This window comes from Actinospineispora acaciae DSM 45401 (assembly GCF_000620785.1).
In the GTDB taxonomy this organism is placed as follows: domain Bacteria; phylum Actinomycetota; class Actinomycetes; order Mycobacteriales; family Pseudonocardiaceae; genus Pseudonocardia; species Pseudonocardia acaciae.
In genome coordinates this window covers 1-20,037 of sequence record NZ_JIAI01000033.1, presented here as the reverse complement: position 1 = coordinate 20,037, position 20,037 = coordinate 1, and the positions used below count along the sequence as shown (strand labels likewise).

The following is a 20,037-nucleotide window of genomic DNA, read 5'->3' as shown; positions in this document are numbered from 1 at the left end:
TGGCTCGGCGGCAGCGCCCGACGTCCCTACGACGAGGGTCGTTGGACCTGCGGCCCCGAGCGAACTCATGCCCTGCCGCCCGGACCGTTGGCCGCTATCGGCGCGGACCCGCGCCGGCGAGCATGACGGCGGACGTAGAGGAAGGGTCGGCCGCCATGAGCAACCACCTGACACCCGAGCCGGCGCGCCCCGTCATCGTGGCCGCCGGCCGGTCCGCATCGGCCCAGGCGGCGTTGCGCTGGGCGGCCGTGGAGGCGGCCGGTCGAGGGGCGCTCCTGGTGGTGGCGACCCCGACGGCCGACGCGGCCGACGCCGGACAGGTGTTCGCCGACGCGCTCGCCGAAGCCCGGGCCTGGGCGCCGGCGGTCGAGGTGCACGGCGTTCCGCTCCGGCCGGCCGGCCTGGCCGAGCTGGATCTCGACGCCGGTCTGCTGGTGGTCGCCTCGGCGGCGCCCGACATGCTCGCCACCGCCGCCGAGGCCCGCTGCCCGGTGGTGGTCGTCCCCGACGCCGCCCGGCCGGGCTCCGGGCCTGTGGTGCTCGCCGTCGCGCCGTGGACCGCCGAGCCGGCGATCGAGACGGCCTTCCGGACCGCCGCCGCCCTCGGCGCGAGGTTGGACGCGATCCGGGTCTGGTTCGATCCGGACGCGACGCTTGGCGTGCCGCGCCCCGCCGCGATCGCGGCCTTCGACGCGACGGCCAACCGGGTCGGCCGAGAGCTCGACGGCGCGGTCGATGCCTGGTCGGCGGCGTATCCCGGCGTCGACGTGCACCGCATGGCGATCGAGGACGACACGGTCGCCGCCCTGCTGGCGTTCGGGCGCTGCGCCCGGCTGATGGTGCTCGGACGCTCGGTGCGCGGGCTAGCGCTCGCCGAGCGGGTCCGCTCACCGTTGACCGCGCTGCTGCGCAACACCCGCTGCCCGGTGCTCATCGTGCCCAACGACTGCCCGCCCTCGCACCGCTGGCCACCGCCCGACCTCGGCGTGCCGGACAGGGTCGATGTGCCCGGGCACGCGGGCCGTTAGCCCGGTGTCCCCGCTGGTCAGCGGCCCGTAGCGTGGGAGCATGGTGGTACGCGCCAAGGAGGTCATGACCGACAGGGTCATCACGGTTCGCCCGGAGACCTCGGTGGAGCAGGCCCGGGCACGGCTCACCGAGCATCGGTTCAGCGCGCTCCCGGTGGTCGATGCCCGCAACCGCGTGGTCGGCATGGTCAGCGCCGCCGACCTGCTGCGCACCGACCAGCGAGGCGGTCGCGGCGGTCGGCCCAGAACCGTCGGCGGCGCGATGCGCACGAGCGTGATGTGCATGTCCCCCGAGGCCGACGTCAACATCGTGGCGCATCGGCTGCGCACCTACGGCCACCTGCGGGTCATGCCGATCGTGGACCACGGGTTCCTGGTCGGCGTGGTCACCCGCGCCGACCTGCTCCGACCGCGCCCGCCGGGCGGCAAGCTCGGGCGGATCGCCCGACGCATCTGGGACCTGGTGCGCGGCAAGCGACCGGCGACCGGCGCCCGCTGGCCGGTGCGGACGGCACCGAGGACGGCCAGGCTAGCCAGACTCAGGGCCCGAGACGTCATGACGACCGACGTTGTCACGGTCACCGAGAACACGCCGACCAAGCGCGCGGCGATGCTGCTGATCAGCAACCGGTTCACCGCCCTGCCCGTGGTCGACGGGGCCGGTATGCTGGTCGGCCTGGTCAGCGAGGCGGACCTGGTCCGCGATCCCCTCGACGGGTGGCACGCCCCCGCCGCCACGGTGGCCGGCGCGATGAGCACCGACGTCGTGGCCCGCACGCCGTACGCCGAGATCCGCGAGCTGGCCCGGCTGCTCTCCGACGGCGGCCTGCGGCTGGTGCCGATCGTCGACCACGGCCGGCTCGTCGGCGTGGTCAGCCGGGGCGACGTGCTGCGCGCGTACTGACGCCGGTAGCCAGCCGATCTGGCCCGGGCGCGAGTCAGAGAAACCGGGACGCCTTTCCTGGGCTCGGCCGGGAACTGTCCCGGTGGAGCCGCTCTTCCAGGATTTGCAGGCTCCATGCAACCGTCGCAACGAGCAGCGGCACGAACAACGCGAGCCACAGCCATGCGGGGCCAACTCCCACGACGCACCTACCGTCTTCTACCTGCGGCCGAGCTGGGATCCGACGGCGCTTCCGCCCTCATCCGGGGACCAGCACGGCGGCGCCGATGACCCGATCCCGGGCAAGGTCGGCGAGCACGCGGTCGGCCTCGGCCATGCCGAACTCCGACACCGTCGGTCGAATGCGCAGCGCGGTGGCCAGCCGGAGGAACTCCTCGCCGTCGGCGCGGGTGTTTGCGGTGACGCTGCGCAGCTGCTTCTCTCGGAACAGCTCGTCGGCGTAGTTCAGCCGGGGCACGTCGGAGAGGTGGATGCCGGCCACGGCCAGGGTGCCGCCGGGCCGCAGGGCGCGCAGCGCCACCGGGACCAGCTCCCCGGCCGGGGCGAACAAGATCGCGGAGTCCAACGGTTCGGGTGGGGCGGCGTCGGCCGCGCCCGCCGACGCGGCGCCCAGCTCGAGAGCGAGCCGGCGCGCGGCCGGTGCGCGGGTCAGCACGTGTACGGTCGCCCCCTGCGCGATCGCCACCTGGGCCACGATGTGCGCCGAGGCGCCGAAGCCATAGATGCCCAACCGCCCGCCCGGCGGGAGCTCGGCGCGCCGCAACGCGCGGTACCCGACGATGCCCGCGCACAGCAACGGGGTCGCCTCGGAGTCGCCGAGCCCGTCGGGCAGCCGGTAGGCGAACGCCTCCGGCACCAGCGCCCATTCGGCGTATCCACCGTCGGCATCCCACCCGGTGAAGGCGGCTCGCGGGCAGAGGTTCTCCGCCCCGCTCCGGCACCAGGCGCACCGCCCACAGGTGCCCCGCAGCCAGGCGACACCGACACGGTCGCCGGCGCCGAAGCGGTCCGCGCCCGCGCCGAGGGCGTCCACCCGGCCGACGATCTCATGGCCGGGTACCGTTCCCGGCCGCCGAGGGGGCAGCTCGCCCTCGGCAAGATGCAGGTCTGTCCGGCACACCCCGCACGCCGCGACGCGGACCCGCACCTGTCCGGGTCCCGGCTCGGGTTCGGGCAACCGGGTGTAACGCAGCGGCCCCTCGCCGATGGGGCCGGGCCGGTCCACCACCCAGGCGCGCATCGAACACGCCCCGTCGGCGCCGGCCTCGCGGGCGCTCCGGACGCCCGCGGTCATGCCTGCCCGGCCGTGTCGGCCCGGACCACCGCGACGGGGCACTCCGCGCGCTGCACCACGGCGTGGCTCACCGATCCGAGGATCAGCCCGGCGAAGTTCCCGTGCCCGCGCGACCCCACGACCAGCAACTGCGCCCGCGCCGACCACTCGACCAGCGCGTTTGCCGGCCGCGACCGGGTGACCAGCCGCCGAACGTCGAGGTCGGGGTACTTGTCGGCCCACCCGGCGAGCCGCTCGGCGAGCATCTCCCGCTCGGCGGCCTCGATCGCGTCGGCGTCCCGCAGCAGTGCCGGCCTCGGGTCGAGTATCAGCTCACCCCAGGTGTGCACCGCCACCAGCGGCGCCTTCCGGGCGGCCGCAGCCTCGTGGGCGAACGCGATCGCGGCCTCGCTGTACCCGGAGCCGTCGACGCCCACCACGACCGGAAGGTCCGACGGAAGGCCCACCGGGTCCGGCCCTCGCACGACGACCACCGGGCAGGCCGCGTTCGCGGCCATGGACACCGCCACCGAACCGATCAGCAGCCCCAGCACGGCCCCGAGGCCCCGGTCCCCGAGCACCAGCAGCCGAGCGCGCTCGGCCTCCGCGCGCAGCACCGGGACCGGGAACCCGACCTCGACATGCTGTTCCACCCGCACGCCGGGGGCGAACTCTTCGGCGGCGGCCGCCGCGGCGGCGACCTCGCTGTGCGCCTCGCGCAGCAGCGCCTCCCGGTACTCCGGGGTGACGACGGCCTCGCCGACCGGCTGGGCGTCCGTCCAGCCAAACGCGTTGACCAGCCGTAGCGAGAGCCCCCGGCGACGCGCCTCGCCGGCGGCCCAGCGGGCCGCGTCCAGCGCGGACTCCGACCCGTCCACTCCCACCACAACCGTCTGCCCGACCGCTTCAGCCCGCACGGCCTCCTCCTTCGTCCGCATGTGCCCCCGACCGTGGCATCGGCACCGTGGTGACGGACAGCGGCTCACGGCCCCCGGCGGTAGGGACTTTCGACACCCGTCGGGCGACCGAGGCGTCAGATGTTCACGAAGAACTCGCGCAAGAACAGCATGAGCGCGGCCATCGCGAGTAGGACAAGGACGACTCGGAGCACGGTCCGGGTCCGCGAGCTCACCGTCATTCGAAATCACCCGGCACGGACGACCGCGACCGGGCACGGCGCGCGGTGGAGCAGGGCGTGGCTGACCGAGCCGAGGAGCACGCCGGCGAGGTTGCCGCGTCCGCGTGAGCCGACGACCACGAGTTGGGCGTTGGCGGCCTGTTCGAGCAGGATCGGCGCGGGCGCGGAGCTGGTGACGACGCGGCGGACGGTGACGTCGGGGTACTTCTCCGACCACCCGGCGAGGCGTTCGTCCAGGATTCGCCGCTCGCGGGCCTCGATCGCCTCCCAGTCCAACAGCGGCCCCACGCTCGGTTCGAACAGCAGGTCGGTCCAGGTGTGCACGGCCACCAGCGGCACGCCGCGCGTCGACGCCGCCTGGTAGGCGAACGCGATCGCCGCCTCGGCGTGTGACGACCCGTCGACGCCGACCACCACCGGCAGCTCCGGGGACCGCCGGGCCGCGTCGGGGCTTCGGACGACGACCACCGGGCAGCCCGCGTGGGCGGCCGTCGAGACGGCCACCGACCCGAGGAACAGCCCCACGACCCCGCCGGTACCGCGATGGCCGAGGACGAGCAGCTCGGCGTGCTCGGCCTCGGCGCGCAGCACGGCGGCCGGGTATCCGGTCACCACCTGCTGCTCGACCAGCAGGCCCGGGGCGGTTTGCTCGGCCACGTCGGCGGCGGCAGAGAGATGCTCGCGCGCCTCGCGCAGCAGCTCCGCCCGGTAGTCGGTGGTCAGGATGGTCTCGCCGGGAGGTTGGATGTCCGGCCAGCCGAACGCGGCCACCAGCCGTACCGGCAGCCCCCGTCGGGCCGCCTCACCCGCCGCCCATCGGACGGCGGCCATCGCCGGCTCCGAACCGTCTACGCCAACCACCACGGGACGCGCGTCCATTGCGCTCCTCCTTCGCCGTTCGGTGCGCCCGACGTTCACACGCGGGCGCGATGGGCGACACCGGCACATGACCCCAGTTCGCGAGGACCATCGGCCCGACATTTCGAAGCCGACGTGCGGGACGTTCGCCGGCCGGGTCGGGACCACTGGCACCTGGGCGCCGAGGGCCGCCGCCGGTGCACTGGAGCCGTCCCCGCCCCCATGGATCGGAGCCGAGTGATGGGCTCGACGCGAGAGACGTTCGTGGAATGCCACGAGACCCACATCGGCGTGGTGTTCCTGGTCGGCGATCGGGCGTACAAGCTGAAGAAGCCGGTGCGCAACGGCTTCCTGGACTTCACCGAGCGCACCGACCGGCTCGCGGCCTGCCGCCGGGAGGTCGAGCTCAACCGGCGGCTCGCACCGGACGTCTACCTCGGCGTCTCCGACATCAGCGACCCGGTGACCGGCGACCCGGCCGACCACCTGGTGGTGATGCGGCGGATGCCGGCGCAGCGGCGGCTGTCCACGCTGGTGGCCACCGGTGAGCCGGTCGCGGGCCCCCTGCGGGCGCTGGCCCGGCTGCTCGCGGCGTTCCACGCCAGGGCCGAGCGGGGGCCGGGCATCTCGGCGGCGGCCGCCGCGAGCGCGACGCGGGCCCGGTGGCTGGGCGTGCTGGGGCGGCTGGAGCGGTTCCGGGGCGACGCGCTGGACGAGGCGGTGTACGACGACCTGGCGCGCCTGGGGCCTCGGTTCCTGGCCGGGCGCGAGCGGTTGTTCGCGGCGCGGTGCGCGGCCGGGCGAGCGGTGGACGGGCACGGCGACCTGCTCGCCGACGACATCTTCTGCCTCGCAGACGGCCCGAGGGCGCTGGACTGCCTGGAGTTCGACGACCGCCTGCGCTACCTCGACGGCCTCGACGACGCCGCCGTGCTGGCGATGGACCTCGAGCGGCTCGGCCGGGCGGACCTCGGAGCGCGGTTCCTGGACGACTACGCCGAGTTCGCCGCCGACCCCGCCCCGGCCTCGCTGCGCCACCACTACGTGGCCTACCGCGCGTGCATGCGCACGATGGTCAACTGCCTCAAGGCCGAGCAGGGCAACACCGAAGCCAAGGCCCTCATCGGCCGGCACGCCGAGGTGAGCGCGCGCCACCTGCACGAGGGCGCGGTCCGGTTGGCGCTCGTCGGAGGGTTGCCCGGCACCGGCAAGTCCACCCTGGCCGGCGCGCTCGCGGACGCCACCGGCGCCGTGCTGCTCTCCAGCGACCGGGTGCGCAAGGAGCGCGCCGGCCTCGACCCCGACCATCACGCCGCCGCGGCGTACCGCAACGGCCTGTACGCCGCTCCGACCACCGACCGCGCCTACGCCGAGCTGCTGCGCCGCGCCGAGCACGCCCTCGGGCACGGCGAACACGTGGTGCTCGACGCCTCCTGGACCGGCGCCGAGCAACGCCGGCAGGCCGCGAGGCTGGCGGAAGCCACCCACGCCGAGCTGGTCGAGCTGCGCTGCGACGCGCCGCGCGCGGTCGCCGCCCGGCGCATCCTGCACCGCCCCCGGGGCGCCTCGGACGCCACCCTCGCGGTCGCCACGGCGATGGCGCGCGACAACGCCCCCTGGCCGGAGGCGACCACCGTCGACACCACGCAGAGCCCGGCCGACTCGCTGGCCGTCGCCGTCCGGGCCTGGGAGAACGCCACCCTTCCCCGACGCGCCCCCGCCGAGCTGGCCCGTCGGATCCGCTGACACCCCGTCACATCGAGGGCGCCACCGGGTGCCCGGATCGGAGCCTCATGTCCACCACACAGCGGACGCCAGGGTCGCGTGCCCTCGGCCTACCATCCGCGACCGCCCTCGTCATCGGCAGCGTGATCGGGACCGGGGTGTTCACCATGCCGGCCGTGCTGGCCGGCGCCGGCACCAGCTCGCTGCTGGTGCTCGCCGTCGTCGCCCTCGGCGCCACCGGCCTCGGGGTGCTGTTCGGTCAGCTCACCAGGCGGGTGCCCAACGCCAACGGCGGCCTGTACGCCTACGCCCGGCACGAGTTCGGCGACTTCGCCGGCTACCTGACCGGCTGGTGCTACTGGATCACTGCCTGGGCGGGCAACGCCGCGATCGTGGCGTCCTGGGTGATGTACGTCGAGTCGCTGCTCGGCATGGACAAGCCCACGTGGTGGATGGACTGGGGAATCGCGCTGGTCGGGCTGTGGATCCCGGCCGTGGTGAACCTGGTCGGGGTTCGGCAGATGGCATGGTTCGAGAACCTCACCGTGGTGCTGAAGTTCCTGCCGCTGCTGTTCGTCGGGGTGGTCGGCTGGTTCTTCGTGTCCCGGGCCAACTTCGGCCCGTTCAACGCCTCGGGCGGCAGCCTCTACGGCGCGATCGGCATTGCCGCCGGGGTCGCGCTGTTCTCGTTCATCGGCGTCGAGGTCGCCGCGGTCACCGCGAAGCGGGTGCGCAACCCCGGCCGCAACGTGGGCCGCGCCTCGGTGCTGGGCACGGCGGCCTCCGCCGTGCTCTACGTCGTGGTGTCCGCCGCGGTGATGGGCCTGGTGCCGCACGACGTGCTGGTCGGCACCGGCACCCCGTTCGTGCCCGCCTTCGAGGCGATCCTGTCCCAGGCCGGCTGGGCCGGCACCCTGGTGGCCACGTTGGCCGTGGTGTCAGGCATCGGCGCGCTCAACGGCTGGACGCTGGTCACCACCGAGGTGTCCCGCGCCGCCGCCGACGACGGCCTGTTCCCCCGCCCGTTCGCCTGGACCGACCGCCGCGACACCGCGTGGCTCGGCATCCTGGTCGCGGCCGCGCTGCCCTCGCTGCTCATGCTCTGGCGCTACACCTCCGGCTCCGGGCTTACCGTGTTCACCTACCTGGTGAACCTCTCGGTGGTCACGGTGGCCATCCCGTACTTCTTCTCCGCCTGCGCCCAGCTGGCCTACCTGATCTCCCGGCGTCGCCGCCCGGCCGGCTGGCTGCTGATCCGTGACCTGATCATCAGCGGCGCCAGCGTGCTGTTCTCCCTGTGGGTGACCGCCGCCTCCGGCTACGCAGCCGTCTACCAGGCAACGCTGATGGTGCTCGCCGGGCTGGTCCCGTACGCGTTCCTCAAGGCCCGCCGCGAGCGCACCGGCCAGTGCGCCGCCCCGACCGACCTGCCGGACACCCGCTGGCCCCGGGCCGCCTAGGAGGGCGAACGATGAACCCCAACGTGCAGTCCGAGATCGGCCGGCTTCGCCAGGTCATCGTGCACCGCCCGGGCCTCGAGCTGACCAGGCTGACCCCCCGCAACATCGGCGAGCTGCTGTTCGACGACGTCATGTGGGCGCGCAAGGCCAAAGAGGAACACGACGTGTTCGCCGAGACGCTGCGCGAACGCGACGTGCGGGTGCACTACTTCGCCCAGCTGCTCGCCGAGACCCTCGACCTTCCCGAAGGCCGGACGTTCGTACTCGACCGCGTCTGCACCCCGGAGATCGTCGGCCCGACGCTGCTGCGGCCGCTGCGCGAGCTCTTCGACGACCTGGACGGCAGCAGCCTGGCCGCGTGCCTGGTCGGCGGCGTGCTCAAGGCCGACCTACGCCCGCTGCACGCGCGCAGCCTGAAGTGGGACATGCTGGCCGCCGACGACTTCCTGCTCCCGCCGCTGCCCAACCACCTGTTCCCGAGGGACAACTCCTGCTGGATCTACCGGGGCGTGTCGATCAACCCGATGGCCAAGCCGGCGCGCCAGCGGGAGAGCCTGCACGTGCGGGCCATCTACCGCCACCACCCCGCGTTCGCCGACGCCGACTTCGCCGTCTACTACGGCGACGACGACTCCAACCACCTGCCGGCCAGCGTCGAGGGCGGCGACGTGCACGTGCTCGGCGACGGCGCGGTGCTGATCGGGATGGGCGAACGCACCACCCCGATGGCCACCGAGATCCTCGCCGGCGCCCTCTTCGAGCACCGCCAGGCACACACCGTCATCGCCGTCGAGCTGCCGAGCTCGCACGCGATGATGCACCTCGATACCGTCATGACGACGGTCGACCGCGCCACCTTCGTGCTCTACCCCTACTTCGACGACCACCCCCGCTCCTGGACCCTCACCCCCGCCGACCAACCCGGCGAGCTGCACGTGCGAGCGAACCGTGACCTCTGGGAGACGCTGGCCCAGACGCTGGACGTGGACGCGGTCACGGTGCTGCGCGCCGACGAGGACCTCCGGGCCGCCGAACGCGAACAGTGGGACGACGGCAGCAACTACCTCGCCGTCGAACCGGGCGTCGTCGTCGGCTACGACCGCAACGTCGCCAGCAACACCATGCTGCGCAAACACGGCATCGAGGTCATCACCGTGCCCGGCGGCGAGCTCGGCCGAGGCGGGCCACGATGCATGACCTGCCCCGTCGAACGCGAGCCCTCATGAAGATCGTGGCGGCCCTCGGCGGCAACGCGCTCCTCGCCCGGGGCGAGCCACCGGACGCCGACATCCAGGAGCACCACGTGCTCGACGCCGTCCGGGCGCTCGCCCCGCTGGCGAAGCGCCATCGGCTGGTCATCACCCACGGCAACGGCCCGCAGGTCGGGTTGCTCGCCCTGGAGAGCGAGCGCGATCCCAGCCTGCGCCGGCCCTACCCGTTCGACGCGCTCGGCGCCCAGACCCAGGGCATGATCGGATACTGGCTGGTCCAGGCCTTGGGCAACGAGGCGCATGTGGACGCCGCCTGCCTGGTCTGCCGCACGGTGGTGCGCGCCGACGACCCCGCGCTCACCAACCCCACGAAGTTCGTCGGCCCCGTCTACGACCGGCCCACGGCGCACCGCCTCGCCGCCGAACGAGGCTGGCGGGTCCGGCCCGACGGCCCCTCCTGGCGACGGGTGGTGCCCTCTCCGGAGCCGGCCGAGCTGGTCGAGCTCCCCCTGATCGAGCTGCTCACCGAACGCGGAACCACCGTCGTGTGCGCGGGCGGCGGGGGCATCCCAGTCACCAGGGACGCCACCGGCCGGCTGGACGGCGTCGAGGCCGTCGTCGACAAGGACCTCACCGCCGGCCTGCTCGCCCACGCGATCGACGCCGACGCCCTGCTGCTGCTCACCGACGTCGACGCGGTCTACGACCAGTACGGCACCGCGCGCGCCACCGCGATCCGCCGCGCCACCGCCGGCCACCTTCTAGGCCGCTCCTTCCCCGCCGGATCCATGGCGCCCAAGATCGAAGCCGCGTGCCGGTTCGTCGACGCCGGCGGCCGGCTCGCCGCGATCGGCCGCCTCGACGACGCCGAGCGCCTGCTCACCGGCGACACCGGAACCACCATCACCCATGGCGACGGCTGACCCGCGTACCGGCATCCGGCCGCCCTACGACGCCGTGATCTTCGATCTCGACGGGGTCATCGCGGACCTGGGCTCGGCCGACGGCCCCCGGGTGCTGCCCGGGGCGGCGGCCCTCACCCGGCGGCTCAAACGCTCGGGCATCGCGCTCGGACTGGTGACAGGGGCGCGGGACACCGCCACGCTGCTGCGCGCCGAGGGGCTGGACCAGACGTTCGACGCGGTGGTCGACCGGGCGGCGTTCCCGGAGGCGGCGCGCCGGCTCGGGGTGGCCCCGGAACGGACGGCGGTCGTCGAGGACTCGGCGGCCGGCATCGCCGAGGCCCGCCGCCTCGGGTTCGGGCTGGTGGTGGGCATCGACCGGGTCACCGCGCGCGACGACCTGGAGAGCGCCGGCGCCGACTTCGTGCTCAGCGACGTCGCGGAGCTGGACCTCGGCGCGCGCCGGGTGGATCCCTGGCTGCTGGTCTACGAGGGCTTCGACCCGGCGCGGGAGGCGCACCGGGAGGCGCTGACCACGCTGGGCAACGGCTACCTCGCCACCCGAGGTGCCCTGCCCGAGCACCGCGATGACGGCGTGCACTACCCCGGCACCTACCTCGCCGGGGTCTACAACAGGCTGACCAGCACCGTGGAGGGCCGGCCGAGGGAGGACGAAGAGCTGGTCAACGCGCCCAACTGGCTGCCGTTCGACCTTCGGGTCGAGGACGGCCGGTGGTGGTCCGAGGGCGGCCTGCGGGTCGAGTGGGACCGCCGCGAGCTGGACCTTCGCCGAGGCATACTGACCCGCACCGCGCGGCTGGCCGCCGGGGACGGCCGCGCGCTGCGCGTGACACAGCGGCGGCTGGTGTCGATGGACCGCCCGCACCTGGCCGCGATGCAGGTGACGGTGGCCGCCGAGGGCTGGAGCGGCACCGTCGGCGTCCGAACCGGCATCGACCCGAACGTGGTCAACGGCAACGCCGTGGAGTCCCGGCTGCTGGCCAACCGCCACCTGGTGCCGCTGGGCACCGAGCAACTCGACGACACCCTGGTGACCGAGGTACGGACCAGCCAGAGCAAGGTCCGTATCGCCACCGCCGCCCGCACCCGCTGCCGCGACCCGCACACGGCCGGGGCGCTCGAGGACGACGGCGCAGGCCGGGCGATGGCCCGGTTGGACATCCCGCTCGCCGACCGGCGTCCGGTCACCGTGGAGCGGACGATCGCCGTCGTCACCTCCCGCGACAGCGCGATCGCATCCCCCCGCGACGCCGCGCTCGAGGAGCTTCGGCGCGCCGACGACCCGTTCGACCGGCTCGCCGAACGCCACGCGGCGGCCTGGCGGCGGCTGTGGGACCGCTTCGCCATCGAGCTGGACGCGCACAACCAGGTCCGGCTCGTGGTCAACCTGCACCTGTTCCACATGCTGCAGGCGATCTCGCCGCACACCGAGTCGCTGGACGCCGGGGTGCCCGCGCGCGGCCTGCACGGCGAGGGCTATCGCGGGCACGTGTTCTGGGACGAGCTGTTCGTGCTCCCGGTCTACGCCACCCGGCTGCCCTCGGTGGCCCGAGCCCTGCTGGACTATCGGTGGCGCCGACTCGACGCCGCCCGCGACGCGGCCCGCCGCGCCGGCCTGCACGGGGCCATGTTCCCCTGGCAGAGCGGCAGCGACGGCCGCGAGGAGACCCCGCACCGGCTCTACAACCCCCGCTCGGGCCGCTGGATGCCGGACAACTCGCGGCGACAACGCCACGTCGGCCTGGCCGTGGCCTGGGCCGCCTGGCAGCACTACCAGGCCACCGGCGACACCGCCTGGTTCGCCGCCCGAGGCGCCGAGCTGGTCATCGAGGTGACCCGCCTGTTCGCCGCGATGGCCGGCCACGAGCCCGCCGACGACCGCTACCACATCGCCGGCGTGCTCGGCCCCGACGAGTACCACGACGGCTATCCCGACGCCCCCGGCGAAGGCCTGCGCGACAACGCCTACACCAACGTGCTCACCGCCTGGCTGTGCCGGCGCGCGATGGAGACGCTGTCGATACTGCCCGCGCACGAACGCGACGACCTCGTCGCCCGGCTCGACATCCACCCCGACGAGCCCGGCCACTGGATGCGCCTCGGCCGCCGCCTCGCGGTGCCCTTCCACGACGGCGTCATCAGCCAGTTCGACGGCTACCACCGGCTGGCCGAACTCGACTGGGAGCGCTACCGCCGCCGCTACGGCAACATCGGCCGCCTCGACCTCATCCTGGAGGCCGAGGGCGACAGCCCCAACAACTACCGCCTGTCCAAGCAGGCCGACGTGCTGATGCTGCTCTACCTGCTCGGCCCCGACGAGCTGACCACCCTGCTCGCCGAGCTCGGCTACCCGTTCACCGACGCCGACCTCGCGCGCACCGTCGCCTACTACCTCGCCCGCACCGCGCACGGGTCGACCCTGAGCCGGGTGGTGCACACCTCCGTGCTGGCCAGGCTGGACCCCTCGACCGCGTGGAACGAGTTCCGCGAGGCCCTCGACGCCGACCTCGACGACACCCAGGGCGGGACCACCGGCCGAGGCATCCACCTCGGCGCCATGGCCGGCACCATCGACATCCTGACCCGCACCTTCGCCGGAATCCGCATGGACAACGGCACACTGCTCTTCGCCCCGCGCCCGCCCGGCGGGCTGCGCCGTGCCACTGCCACCCTGTCCTACCGAGGCCAGCGCATCACCATCGCGCTGGACCGGCACGCCCTGCGGCTGACCGCCGAACCCTCTGCCACCCCGCCCGTGCGCGTCCAGGTCGACCGCATCTCGGCCAGGCTCGGCGGCGGCGAGACCCTGGAGTTCCCGCTCACCGGCGACAGCTGACAGGAGCCGGAGTACCCGCCGAGTCCGGCCCTGCGACCCTGCCCGGTACGCGCCCCACCGGCGAAGGTGGCCAGGTCATCGCCGACACCCGGCGACCGCACCGCAACCGGGGGACACCGTGATCGAGCTGGAGCACGTCACCAAAATCTACCGGATGGGCGATGCCGAACTCCGCGCCCTCGACGACGTCAGCCTCACCATCGCCGACGGCGAGATGGTGGCCATCATGGGCGCGTCCGGATCAGGCAAGTCCACCCTGATGAACATCATCGGCTGCCTGGACACCCCGACCGAGGGCCGCTACCGCCTCGACGGGACAGACGTGTCCGGGCTGTCCGACCGCGAGCTGGCCGAGATCCGCAACCAGAAGATCGGCTTCGTGTTCCAGTCGTTCAACCTGCTCCCCCGCACCAGCGCGGTCCGCAACGTCGAGCTCCCCCTGGTCTACGCCGGAGCCCATCACCGCCGCGCCCGCGCCCGCGAGGCGCTGCGCCGCGTCGGCCTGGCCGAGCGCGAGCGCCACCTGCCCAACGAGCTCTCCGGCGGCCAGCAGCAACGCGTCGCCGTGGCCCGCGCCCTGGTCACCGACCCACCGCTGCTGCTCGCCGACGAACCCACCGGGAACCTGGACACGGCCACCAGCCTGGAGATCATCACCCTGCTGGTGGACCTCAACCGGGGCGGCCGCACGGTCGTGATCATCACCCACGAAGACGACATCGCGGCCTTCACCAGCCGGGTCGTCCGACTGCGCGACGGCCGCATCGTCAGCGACACGCCCCAGCCCGACCGCGTCCCGCTCGCCGCGGCCGGCCGGTGACCATTCGGCGGGTAGGAGGCGAGAGGCGTAGCCCCCGTCGACGAAAGACCCCAGGCTCGGGCCCTCCGCCTCTGCCGCCCGCCGGCCCCCACATCCGACCATGGATGCGTTATCACATGGCACGGAGGAGAGGCACATCCGATGAGCCCGAGCCCGGACCTGGCCGCTGCGGTCGAGCACGCGCTGCGCGCCCCGTCCGTGCACAACACCCAGCCCTGGCGCTGGCGGATCCTCCCGAGCGCGGTCGAGCTGCACGCCGACTGGACCCGTCACCTCGCCTGGACCGACCCGGACCGCCGCGACCTGCTCATCAGCTGCGGCGCCGCCCTGCACCACCTGCGCGTCGCCCTCGCCGCGCAGGACCTCGCCGTACGCGTGGCCAGGCTCCCCGACCCCGACCGCAACGGCCACCTCGCCTCCGTCTCCATCGAACCGGGCGGCGCGGACCCGATCGACGCGGCCCTGTTCGCGGCCGTGCACCGACGCCGAACCGACCGCCGCCGGATGAGCCACCGCCAGGTCCCGGCCGCCGCGCTGCGCACCATCGCCGAGCACGCCGACCGCGAACACGCCACCCTGCACCCGGTCACCGATCCGGCGCTGCGTGAGCGGCTCGGCGCCGCGGTAACCGAGGCGGCGCGCACACAGGCGCACGCGCCCGGCTACGCCTCCGAGCTCCAGATCTGGACCCAGCGCTACGCCGGCGCACGCGACGGCATTCCCGCCGCCAACGTCGCCGCGCCACCACCCGGCCTGGTCGGCGCGTCGCCACTGCGCCGGTTCCCACGCTCCGGTCTGGACCAACCCCACACGCCCACCGGCACTGGGCCCGCCGACGACGCCGCCGAGCTGCTTGTGCTCACCACGCCCCACGACGAGCCGATCGACCGGCTCCGCGCCGGCGAGGCCACCAGTGCGGCCCTGCTGGCCGCCACCCGGCTCGGCCTGGCCACCACGCCGCTGAGCCAGGCCACCGAGATCGCCACCACCCGCAACGACATCCGCTCTCACGTGCTGGGGATCCTGGCGCACCCCCAGCTCATCCTGCGCGTCGGCTGGCCGGCTAGCCACGCCGGCGAGATCCCCGCCACCGACCGGCGCGACCTGCGCTCGGTGCTGCTACCCGGATGACGACCACCGTGCACGGTCACAGTTGCGCACGGGTCCTGACCACGGTAGACCTGGTACAGGCCCGCCCCAGACCCCGGCGGGTGAGGCCATGTTCGGCCGCATCCGGGCCGGTGCGGGTGGTGCGGGCACCCACTCCGGCCATGGCGTCGCTGGCGAGGGTGGGCACGTGGCGGACGACAACACTGGGCTCGCGGGTCCAGGGAACATGCCGGTCAGCGAGACACTGTCGCAGTTGCGGTTGCGGGCGCTGCTGGTCGAGGTGCAGCAGCGGATCGGGGAGATCGTCGACACCCGCGACCAGCTCGATGGGCTGTTGGACGCGGTGTTGGCGGTCTCGTCGGGGCTGGACCTGGACGCGACGCTGCGGCGGATCGTGGACGCGGCGATGGCGTTGGTGGACGCCCGCTACGGCGCCCTGGGGGTGTTGGGCGAGGACGGGAGCCTGGTCGAGTTCGTCTACTCGGGCATCGACGACGCCGCCCGGGAGCTGATCGGGGATCTGCCCACCGGGCGCGGGGTGTTGAGCGTGGTGATCGAGGAGGGCAAGCCGCTGCGCCTCGACGATCTGTCCCAACACCCGAGCTCGGTGGGTTTCCCGGCCAACCATCCGCCGATGCGCACCTTCCTGGGCGTGCCGATTCGGGCCCGGGGGCAGGTGTACGGACGGCTGTACCTGACCGAGAAGAAGAACGTCCGGCAGTTCAGCGAGGACGACGAGATCGTGGTCCAGGCGCTGGCCGGCGCGGCCGGGATCGCCATCGACAACGCCCGCCTCTACGAGCAGAGCAGGCTGCGACAGCGCTGGCTGGGGGCCAGCGGCGAGATCACCGCCGCGCTGCTGGCCGGCACCGACACCGACGACGCGCTGCGACTGATCGCCAACCGCGCGCAGGAGCTGACCGGCGCCGACTACGCCCTCATCGCCCTTCCCGACGACCCCGAAGCCACCCCGCACGAGGTGACCGAGCTGCGGGTGGAGGTCTGTGTCGGGATCGCCTCCGACGCGCTCGCCGGGCGGTGCATCCCGGTCAGCGGATCGACGTCGGGGACGGTGTTCACCGACCAGATCCCCCGCTCGGTGCCCGACCTGGCCTTCGACCTCGGCGAGGGCGTCCGGTTCGGGCCGGCGCTGGCGCTGCCGCTGGGCACCGCGGAGACGATCGCCGGGGTGCTGCTGGTCGTCCGCGCGGCCGGTGCACCGGCGTTCGAGGACCACCAGCTGCAGATCGTGGCCTCCTTCGCCGACCAGGCCGCCCTCGCGCTGCGCCACGCCGACGCCCAGGCCGCCCGCCGCGAGCTCGAAGTGCTCGGCGACCGCGACCGCATCGCCAGCGACCTGCACGACCACGTCATCCAGCGCCTGTTCGCGGTCGGGCTGGCCATGCAGTCCACCCACCACAGGGCCAAGAACCCGGCCGTCGCCGCGCGGCTGGCCGAGCACATCGACCAGCTGCACGCCGTGATCCATGACGTCCGCACGGCGATCTTCGACCTACACGCCCAGGACACGACACGCACCCGACAACCGCGGGCCAGCCTGCACCACACCATCAACGAGCTCACCGCGGACAGCCCACTGCGCACCACCGTGCGCGTCTCCGGTCCCCTCGACGCGGTGCCCGAGGCCCTGGCCGAGCACGCCGAGGCCGTCATCCGCGAGGCGGTCAGCAACGCCGTGCGCCACTCCCATGCCGAGGAGCTGACCGTCACGGTCTCGGTCGACGACGACGGCCTGGCCATCGAGGTCAGCGACGACGGTGTCGGCGTCCCGGACACCGCCGTGCGCAGCGGCCTGCGCAACCTCGCCCAGCGCGCGAAGCAGAGCGGCGGATCCTGCACGGTCGCCCGGCCCGCCGACGGCGGCACGCGGCTGCTGTGGACCGCGCCGGTGCACGAGCGCTGACGGCTGGGACGAAGGTGCCCCCGGCTGAGGGCTCTCGACCGTAGGCGTGCGCGCGCCGCGCGGCGAGCATGAGGGCCGACCAACATCGATCCTGACACGGGAGGCGGCGATCATGCGAGCACGAGTGGGCATCAACGGGTTGGGCCGGATCGGTCGGGACGTGCTGCGGGGAATCGTCGAACGCGACGAGAGGGCATTCCAGGTCGTGGCCGTCAACGACGTCGCGCCGATGACGACGCTGGCGCATCTGTTGCGCCGCGACTCCACCTATGGCCGGTGGGGCCACCAGGTCGAGGTCGCCGGCGACTACCTCGCCATCGACGAGGAGTCCATCCACACCAGCCAGGAGCCCGACCCGGCCCGGCTGAACTGGTCAGGGCTCGACGTCGACATCGTCGTCGACGCCACCGGCCGCTTCCGCACCGGTGAGCAGGCCAGCGCGCACCTTGCGGCGGGCGCCAGCAAGGTCATCCTCACCGCGCCGGCCATCGGCGTGGACACCACCGTCGTGATGGGCGTCAACCACGACCAGTACGACCCGTCCGCCCACCACGTGATCTCCAACGCCTCCTGCACGACCAACTGCGCGGCCCCCATGGCGCAGGTCCTGCACGAGAGTTTCGGCATCGTCGAGGCGCTGCTGACCACCGTGCACAGCTACACCCCTGACCAGAACCTGCTGGACGGCCCGCACAAGGACCTGCGGCGGGCCCGCGCAGCGGCGATCAACATCATCCCCACCAGCACGGGGGCGGCCCGCGCGGTCGGCCAGGTGCTGCCCGAGCTCGACGGCCGGCTCGACGGCGTCGCGCTGCGCGTGCCCGTCGTGGACGCATCCCTGGTCGACCTGACCGCCCGGCTGGCCGAACCCGTCACCGTCGGCCAGGTCAACCGAGCCTTCACCACCGCCGCCGACGGACCGCTCAAGGGCATCCTGCGCTGCACCACCGACCCCGTGGTGTCCCACGACGTGATCGGTGAGAACGCCTCCTGCCTGCTCGATCTCGGACTCACCCAGGTGGTGGGCGACCTGGTCAAGGTGTTCGGCTGGTACGACAACGAGTGGGGCTACGCCCAGCGCACCATCGACCTCGTCGAGCTGGTCACCCACACCCTGCCTCGCGCCGACCGGTAGCGGATCGGCTGCGGGCATGCGCTGAAGACATGGTTGAGCAGGGTCTAGGCCAACGCCGGGCCCGCCGGCGCCGTCGTGGAGACCACCGCGCGCTGGGGTTCACGGACTCGGACCGGGCCGGTCCGCACCACGGTGACCGTGCACGGGGCGTGCAGGACGCAGTGCAGGCTCACCGAGCCGAGCAACGCACTGGTCAGTGCGCCTCGGCCCCGGTGTCCAACGACCAGGAGGTCGGCCCCGGCGGCCTGCTCGACCAATACCCGCGCCGGCCGTCCCAACAGGGCCAGCGCCTGGACGGGGACCCCAGCCAGCGCGGGCCGGGCCGCAACGATCTCCTTCACCAGGTCCCGCAGCCGGTCTTCGATCATGCGGGTGGTCTGCGCGATGGTCGGTGTGGTGCCGCCGCGCGGGGCCAACCAGTGCTCCGCCGGGTCGAACACGCTCACCGCCGAGACCCTGGCCCGCCGGCGGGCGGCCTCGTCGATCGCGTGTTCCAGCGCGGCCGTCGCGACCTCGGAGTCGTCTACCCCGACCACGATCGTCTTCATCTCTTCCTCCTCCTTCTCCGGTACCGCCACCAAGCGTGCGCGGGTGCCCGGTGGGTCGGTAAGAGGACGAACACCCTGACCGGTGGGCCGTCCGGACGGCCGATCGCCATCGCGTGCGGAGCCGAAGTGCTCTATCGATCAACGACCCGCGTCGCGAATGCTCGATGTCGTCCGTACCGACGAACGAGGTCAGGACTCCACGATGAGCAAGCAGGCGATGCCACCGCCGCCCGGCGATCGTCCGGGTCCGGGCGTGCCGCCTCCAGCGTCGAAGTGGCAGCGCTGGGTGTGGCCGATCGCGGTCGTGCTGCCCCTGCTGCTGGCGGTGTGGATACCCGCGCTGAGCGCGGGCAGCCAGGCCGAGCAGCTGAGCTACTCGAGGCTGCTGAGCACCGTCGACAACCGCCAGGTCAAGACGATCACGATCGAGACCGACGGTAGGGCATACGGCGAGCTGGTCGACGGGCGCCGGTTCACCACGGTCATCCCGCCGCAGGCCGGGCCGGCGCTGCTGGAGCGGCTGTCGGCGGCCCAGGTGGAGATCACCGCGGCCGGTGAGCGGCCGTCGTCGCTCACCGGGATGCTGACCTGGGTGCTGCTCCTCGCCCCGATGCTGCTGGTCTTCTGGTTCTGGCGTCGCGCCTCGGGAACCGGCCAGCTGCAGGGCGTCTTCGGCGCCGGCAAGGCCAAGGCGAAGGTCTTCGACACCGAACGGCCGAAGACCACCTTCGCCGAGGTCGCCGGCTACCAGGGCGCGAAGGCCGAGATCGTCGAGGTGGTCGACTTCCTGCGCCAGCCCGAGCGCTACCGCCGCGCCGGAGCCACCGCGCCACGCGGCGTACTCATGATCGGCCCACCCGGAACCGGCAAGACCCTGCTGGCCCGCGCCGTGGCCGGGGAGGCCGACGTGCCGTTCTTCTCCGTCGTCGGGTCCAGCTTCGTGGAGATGTACGTCGGCGTCGGCGCCGCCCGGGTCCGCGACCTGTTCGCCGAGGCCCGCAAGCGCGCCCCCGCGATCGTGTTCGTCGACGAGCTCGACGCCATCGGCGCCCGCCGCGCCGGCACCCACGCCATGGTCTCCAACGACGAACGCGAACAGACCCTCAACCAACTGCTCGCCGAGATGGACGGCTTCGACCCCGGA

Annotated in this window: 16 protein-coding genes; 12 read left to right on the top strand and 4 right to left on the bottom strand. The window is 73.4% G+C overall.

Annotated features, from left to right (window positions below; translation table 11 throughout):
• Positions 1-155: 155 nt before the first annotated feature.
• Positions 156-1,028 (top strand): universal stress protein, encoded by an 873-nt coding sequence (locus N912_RS0146940; protein WP_028927874.1) that lies wholly within the window; start codon positions 156-158, stop codon positions 1,026-1,028.
• A 64-nt stretch (positions 1,029-1,092) separates the two neighbouring features.
• Positions 1,093-1,932 carry a CBS domain-containing protein gene (locus N912_RS61385; RefSeq protein WP_169748082.1) on the top strand — a complete coding sequence of 280 codons (840 nt, stop codon included), beginning with the start codon at positions 1,093-1,095 and terminating at the stop codon, positions 1,930-1,932.
• Between the two features lie 238 nt (positions 1,933-2,170).
• On the opposite strand, the gene N912_RS0146925 is transcribed toward N912_RS61385, so the two are convergent.
• From N912_RS0146925 to N912_RS0146910, 3 genes are all read right to left on the bottom strand, one after another.
• On the bottom strand, positions 2,171-3,172 hold the full coding sequence (locus tag N912_RS0146925; RefSeq protein WP_028927873.1) for a zinc-dependent alcohol dehydrogenase family protein: 1,002 nt from the start codon (positions 3,170-3,172) through the stop codon (positions 2,171-2,173).
• Positions 3,173-3,222: 50 nt separating this feature from the next.
• Positions 3,223-4,122 carry a universal stress protein gene (locus N912_RS0146920; protein ID WP_037070292.1) on the bottom strand — a complete coding sequence of 300 codons (900 nt, stop codon included), beginning with the start codon at positions 4,120-4,122 and terminating at the stop codon, positions 3,223-3,225.
• 227 nt (positions 4,123-4,349) lie between these two features.
• Entirely contained in the window at positions 4,350-5,222 is an 873-nt protein-coding gene (locus N912_RS0146910; RefSeq protein ID WP_028927871.1) for a universal stress protein, read from the bottom strand.
• Between the two features lie 219 nt (positions 5,223-5,441).
• On the opposite strand from N912_RS0146910, the gene N912_RS59230 reads away from it, so the two are divergent.
• From N912_RS59230 to gap, 9 genes are all read left to right on the top strand, one after another.
• The gene (locus N912_RS59230; protein WP_211261645.1) at positions 5,442-6,947 is read left to right on the top strand and encodes a bifunctional aminoglycoside phosphotransferase/ATP-binding protein; all 1,506 of its coding nucleotides are present in this window, start codon (positions 5,442-5,444) and stop codon (positions 6,945-6,947) included.
• 47 nt (positions 6,948-6,994) lie between these two features.
• On the top strand, positions 6,995-8,386 hold the full coding sequence (locus tag N912_RS0146900) for an APC family permease (protein ID WP_028927870.1): 1,392 nt from the start codon (positions 6,995-6,997) through the stop codon (positions 8,384-8,386).
• Between the two features lie 11 nt (positions 8,387-8,397).
• The gene (locus tag N912_RS0146895; RefSeq protein WP_028927869.1) at positions 8,398-9,612 is read left to right on the top strand and encodes an arginine deiminase; all 1,215 of its coding nucleotides are present in this window, start codon (positions 8,398-8,400) and stop codon (positions 9,610-9,612) included.
• On the top strand, positions 9,609-10,520 hold the full coding sequence (locus N912_RS0146890; RefSeq protein ID WP_028927868.1) for a carbamate kinase: 912 nt from the start codon (positions 9,609-9,611) through the stop codon (positions 10,518-10,520). The genes N912_RS0146895 and N912_RS0146890 overlap by 4 nt, the downstream gene beginning before the upstream one ends.
• Positions 10,507-13,356, top strand: a complete 2,850-nt coding sequence (locus N912_RS59225; protein ID WP_051581776.1) for an HAD-IA family hydrolase — start codon at positions 10,507-10,509, stop codon at positions 13,354-13,356. The genes N912_RS0146890 and N912_RS59225 overlap by 14 nt, the downstream gene beginning before the upstream one ends.
• 154 nt (positions 13,357-13,510) lie before the next feature.
• Complete coding sequence (locus N912_RS0146880) at positions 13,511-14,176, top strand: ABC transporter ATP-binding protein (RefSeq protein WP_051581779.1); 666 nt, start codon at positions 13,511-13,513, stop codon at positions 14,174-14,176.
• Between the two features lie 141 nt (positions 14,177-14,317).
• The gene (locus N912_RS0146875; protein ID WP_028927866.1) at positions 14,318-15,307 is read left to right on the top strand and encodes an Acg family FMN-binding oxidoreductase; all 990 of its coding nucleotides are present in this window, start codon (positions 14,318-14,320) and stop codon (positions 15,305-15,307) included.
• 205 nt (positions 15,308-15,512) lie between these two features.
• A complete protein-coding gene (locus N912_RS0146870; protein ID WP_028927865.1) occupies positions 15,513-17,210 on the top strand; it encodes a sensor histidine kinase in 1,698 nt (565 codons plus the stop codon).
• A gap of 112 nt (positions 17,211-17,322) precedes the next feature.
• Entirely contained in the window at positions 17,323-18,345 is a 1,023-nt protein-coding gene (gap, locus tag N912_RS0146865) for a type I glyceraldehyde-3-phosphate dehydrogenase (protein WP_028927864.1), read from the top strand.
• 44 nt (positions 18,346-18,389) lie between these two features.
• On the opposite strand, the gene N912_RS59220 is transcribed toward gap, so the two are convergent.
• Positions 18,390-18,893, bottom strand: a complete 504-nt coding sequence (locus tag N912_RS59220) for a universal stress protein (protein WP_156994432.1) — start codon at positions 18,891-18,893, stop codon at positions 18,390-18,392.
• Between the two features lie 202 nt (positions 18,894-19,095).
• Here N912_RS59220 and N912_RS66695 point away from each other — a divergent pair.
• A partial coding sequence (locus N912_RS66695; protein WP_037070282.1) for an ATP-dependent metallopeptidase FtsH/Yme1/Tma family protein occupies positions 19,096-20,037 on the top strand: 942 nt, incomplete at its 3' end.

Bases quoted from the DNA above. Each gene is read 5' to 3' on its own strand.
- N912_RS0146940 (WP_028927874.1), top strand. From the start codon at position 156: ATGAGCAACCACCTGACACCCGAGCCGGCGCGCCCCGTCATCGTGGCC.
- N912_RS61385 (WP_169748082.1), top strand. From the start codon at position 1,093: ATGACCGACAGGGTCATCACGGTTCGCCCGGAGACCTCGGTGGAGCAG.
- N912_RS0146925 (WP_028927873.1), bottom strand. From the start codon at position 3,172: ATGCGCGCCTGGGTGGTGGACCGGCCCGGCCCCATCGGCGAGGGGCCG.
- N912_RS0146910 (WP_028927871.1), bottom strand. From the start codon at position 5,222: ATGGACGCGCGTCCCGTGGTGGTTGGCGTAGACGGTTCGGAGCCGGCG.
- N912_RS59230 (WP_211261645.1), top strand. From the start codon at position 5,442: ATGGGCTCGACGCGAGAGACGTTCGTGGAATGCCACGAGACCCACATC.
- N912_RS0146900 (WP_028927870.1), top strand. From the start codon at position 6,995: ATGTCCACCACACAGCGGACGCCAGGGTCGCGTGCCCTCGGCCTACCA.
- N912_RS0146895 (WP_028927869.1), top strand. From the start codon at position 8,398: ATGAACCCCAACGTGCAGTCCGAGATCGGCCGGCTTCGCCAGGTCATC.
- N912_RS0146890 (WP_028927868.1), top strand. From the start codon at position 9,609: ATGAAGATCGTGGCGGCCCTCGGCGGCAACGCGCTCCTCGCCCGGGGC.
- N912_RS59225 (WP_051581776.1), top strand. From the start codon at position 10,507: ATGGCGACGGCTGACCCGCGTACCGGCATCCGGCCGCCCTACGACGCC.
- N912_RS0146880 (WP_051581779.1), top strand. From the start codon at position 13,511: ATGGGCGATGCCGAACTCCGCGCCCTCGACGACGTCAGCCTCACCATC.
- N912_RS0146875 (WP_028927866.1), top strand. From the start codon at position 14,318: ATGAGCCCGAGCCCGGACCTGGCCGCTGCGGTCGAGCACGCGCTGCGC.
- N912_RS0146870 (WP_028927865.1), top strand. From the start codon at position 15,513: ATGCCGGTCAGCGAGACACTGTCGCAGTTGCGGTTGCGGGCGCTGCTG.
- gap (WP_028927864.1), top strand. From the start codon at position 17,323: ATGCGAGCACGAGTGGGCATCAACGGGTTGGGCCGGATCGGTCGGGAC.
- N912_RS59220 (WP_156994432.1), bottom strand. From the start codon at position 18,893: ATGAAGACGATCGTGGTCGGGGTAGACGACTCCGAGGTCGCGACGGCC.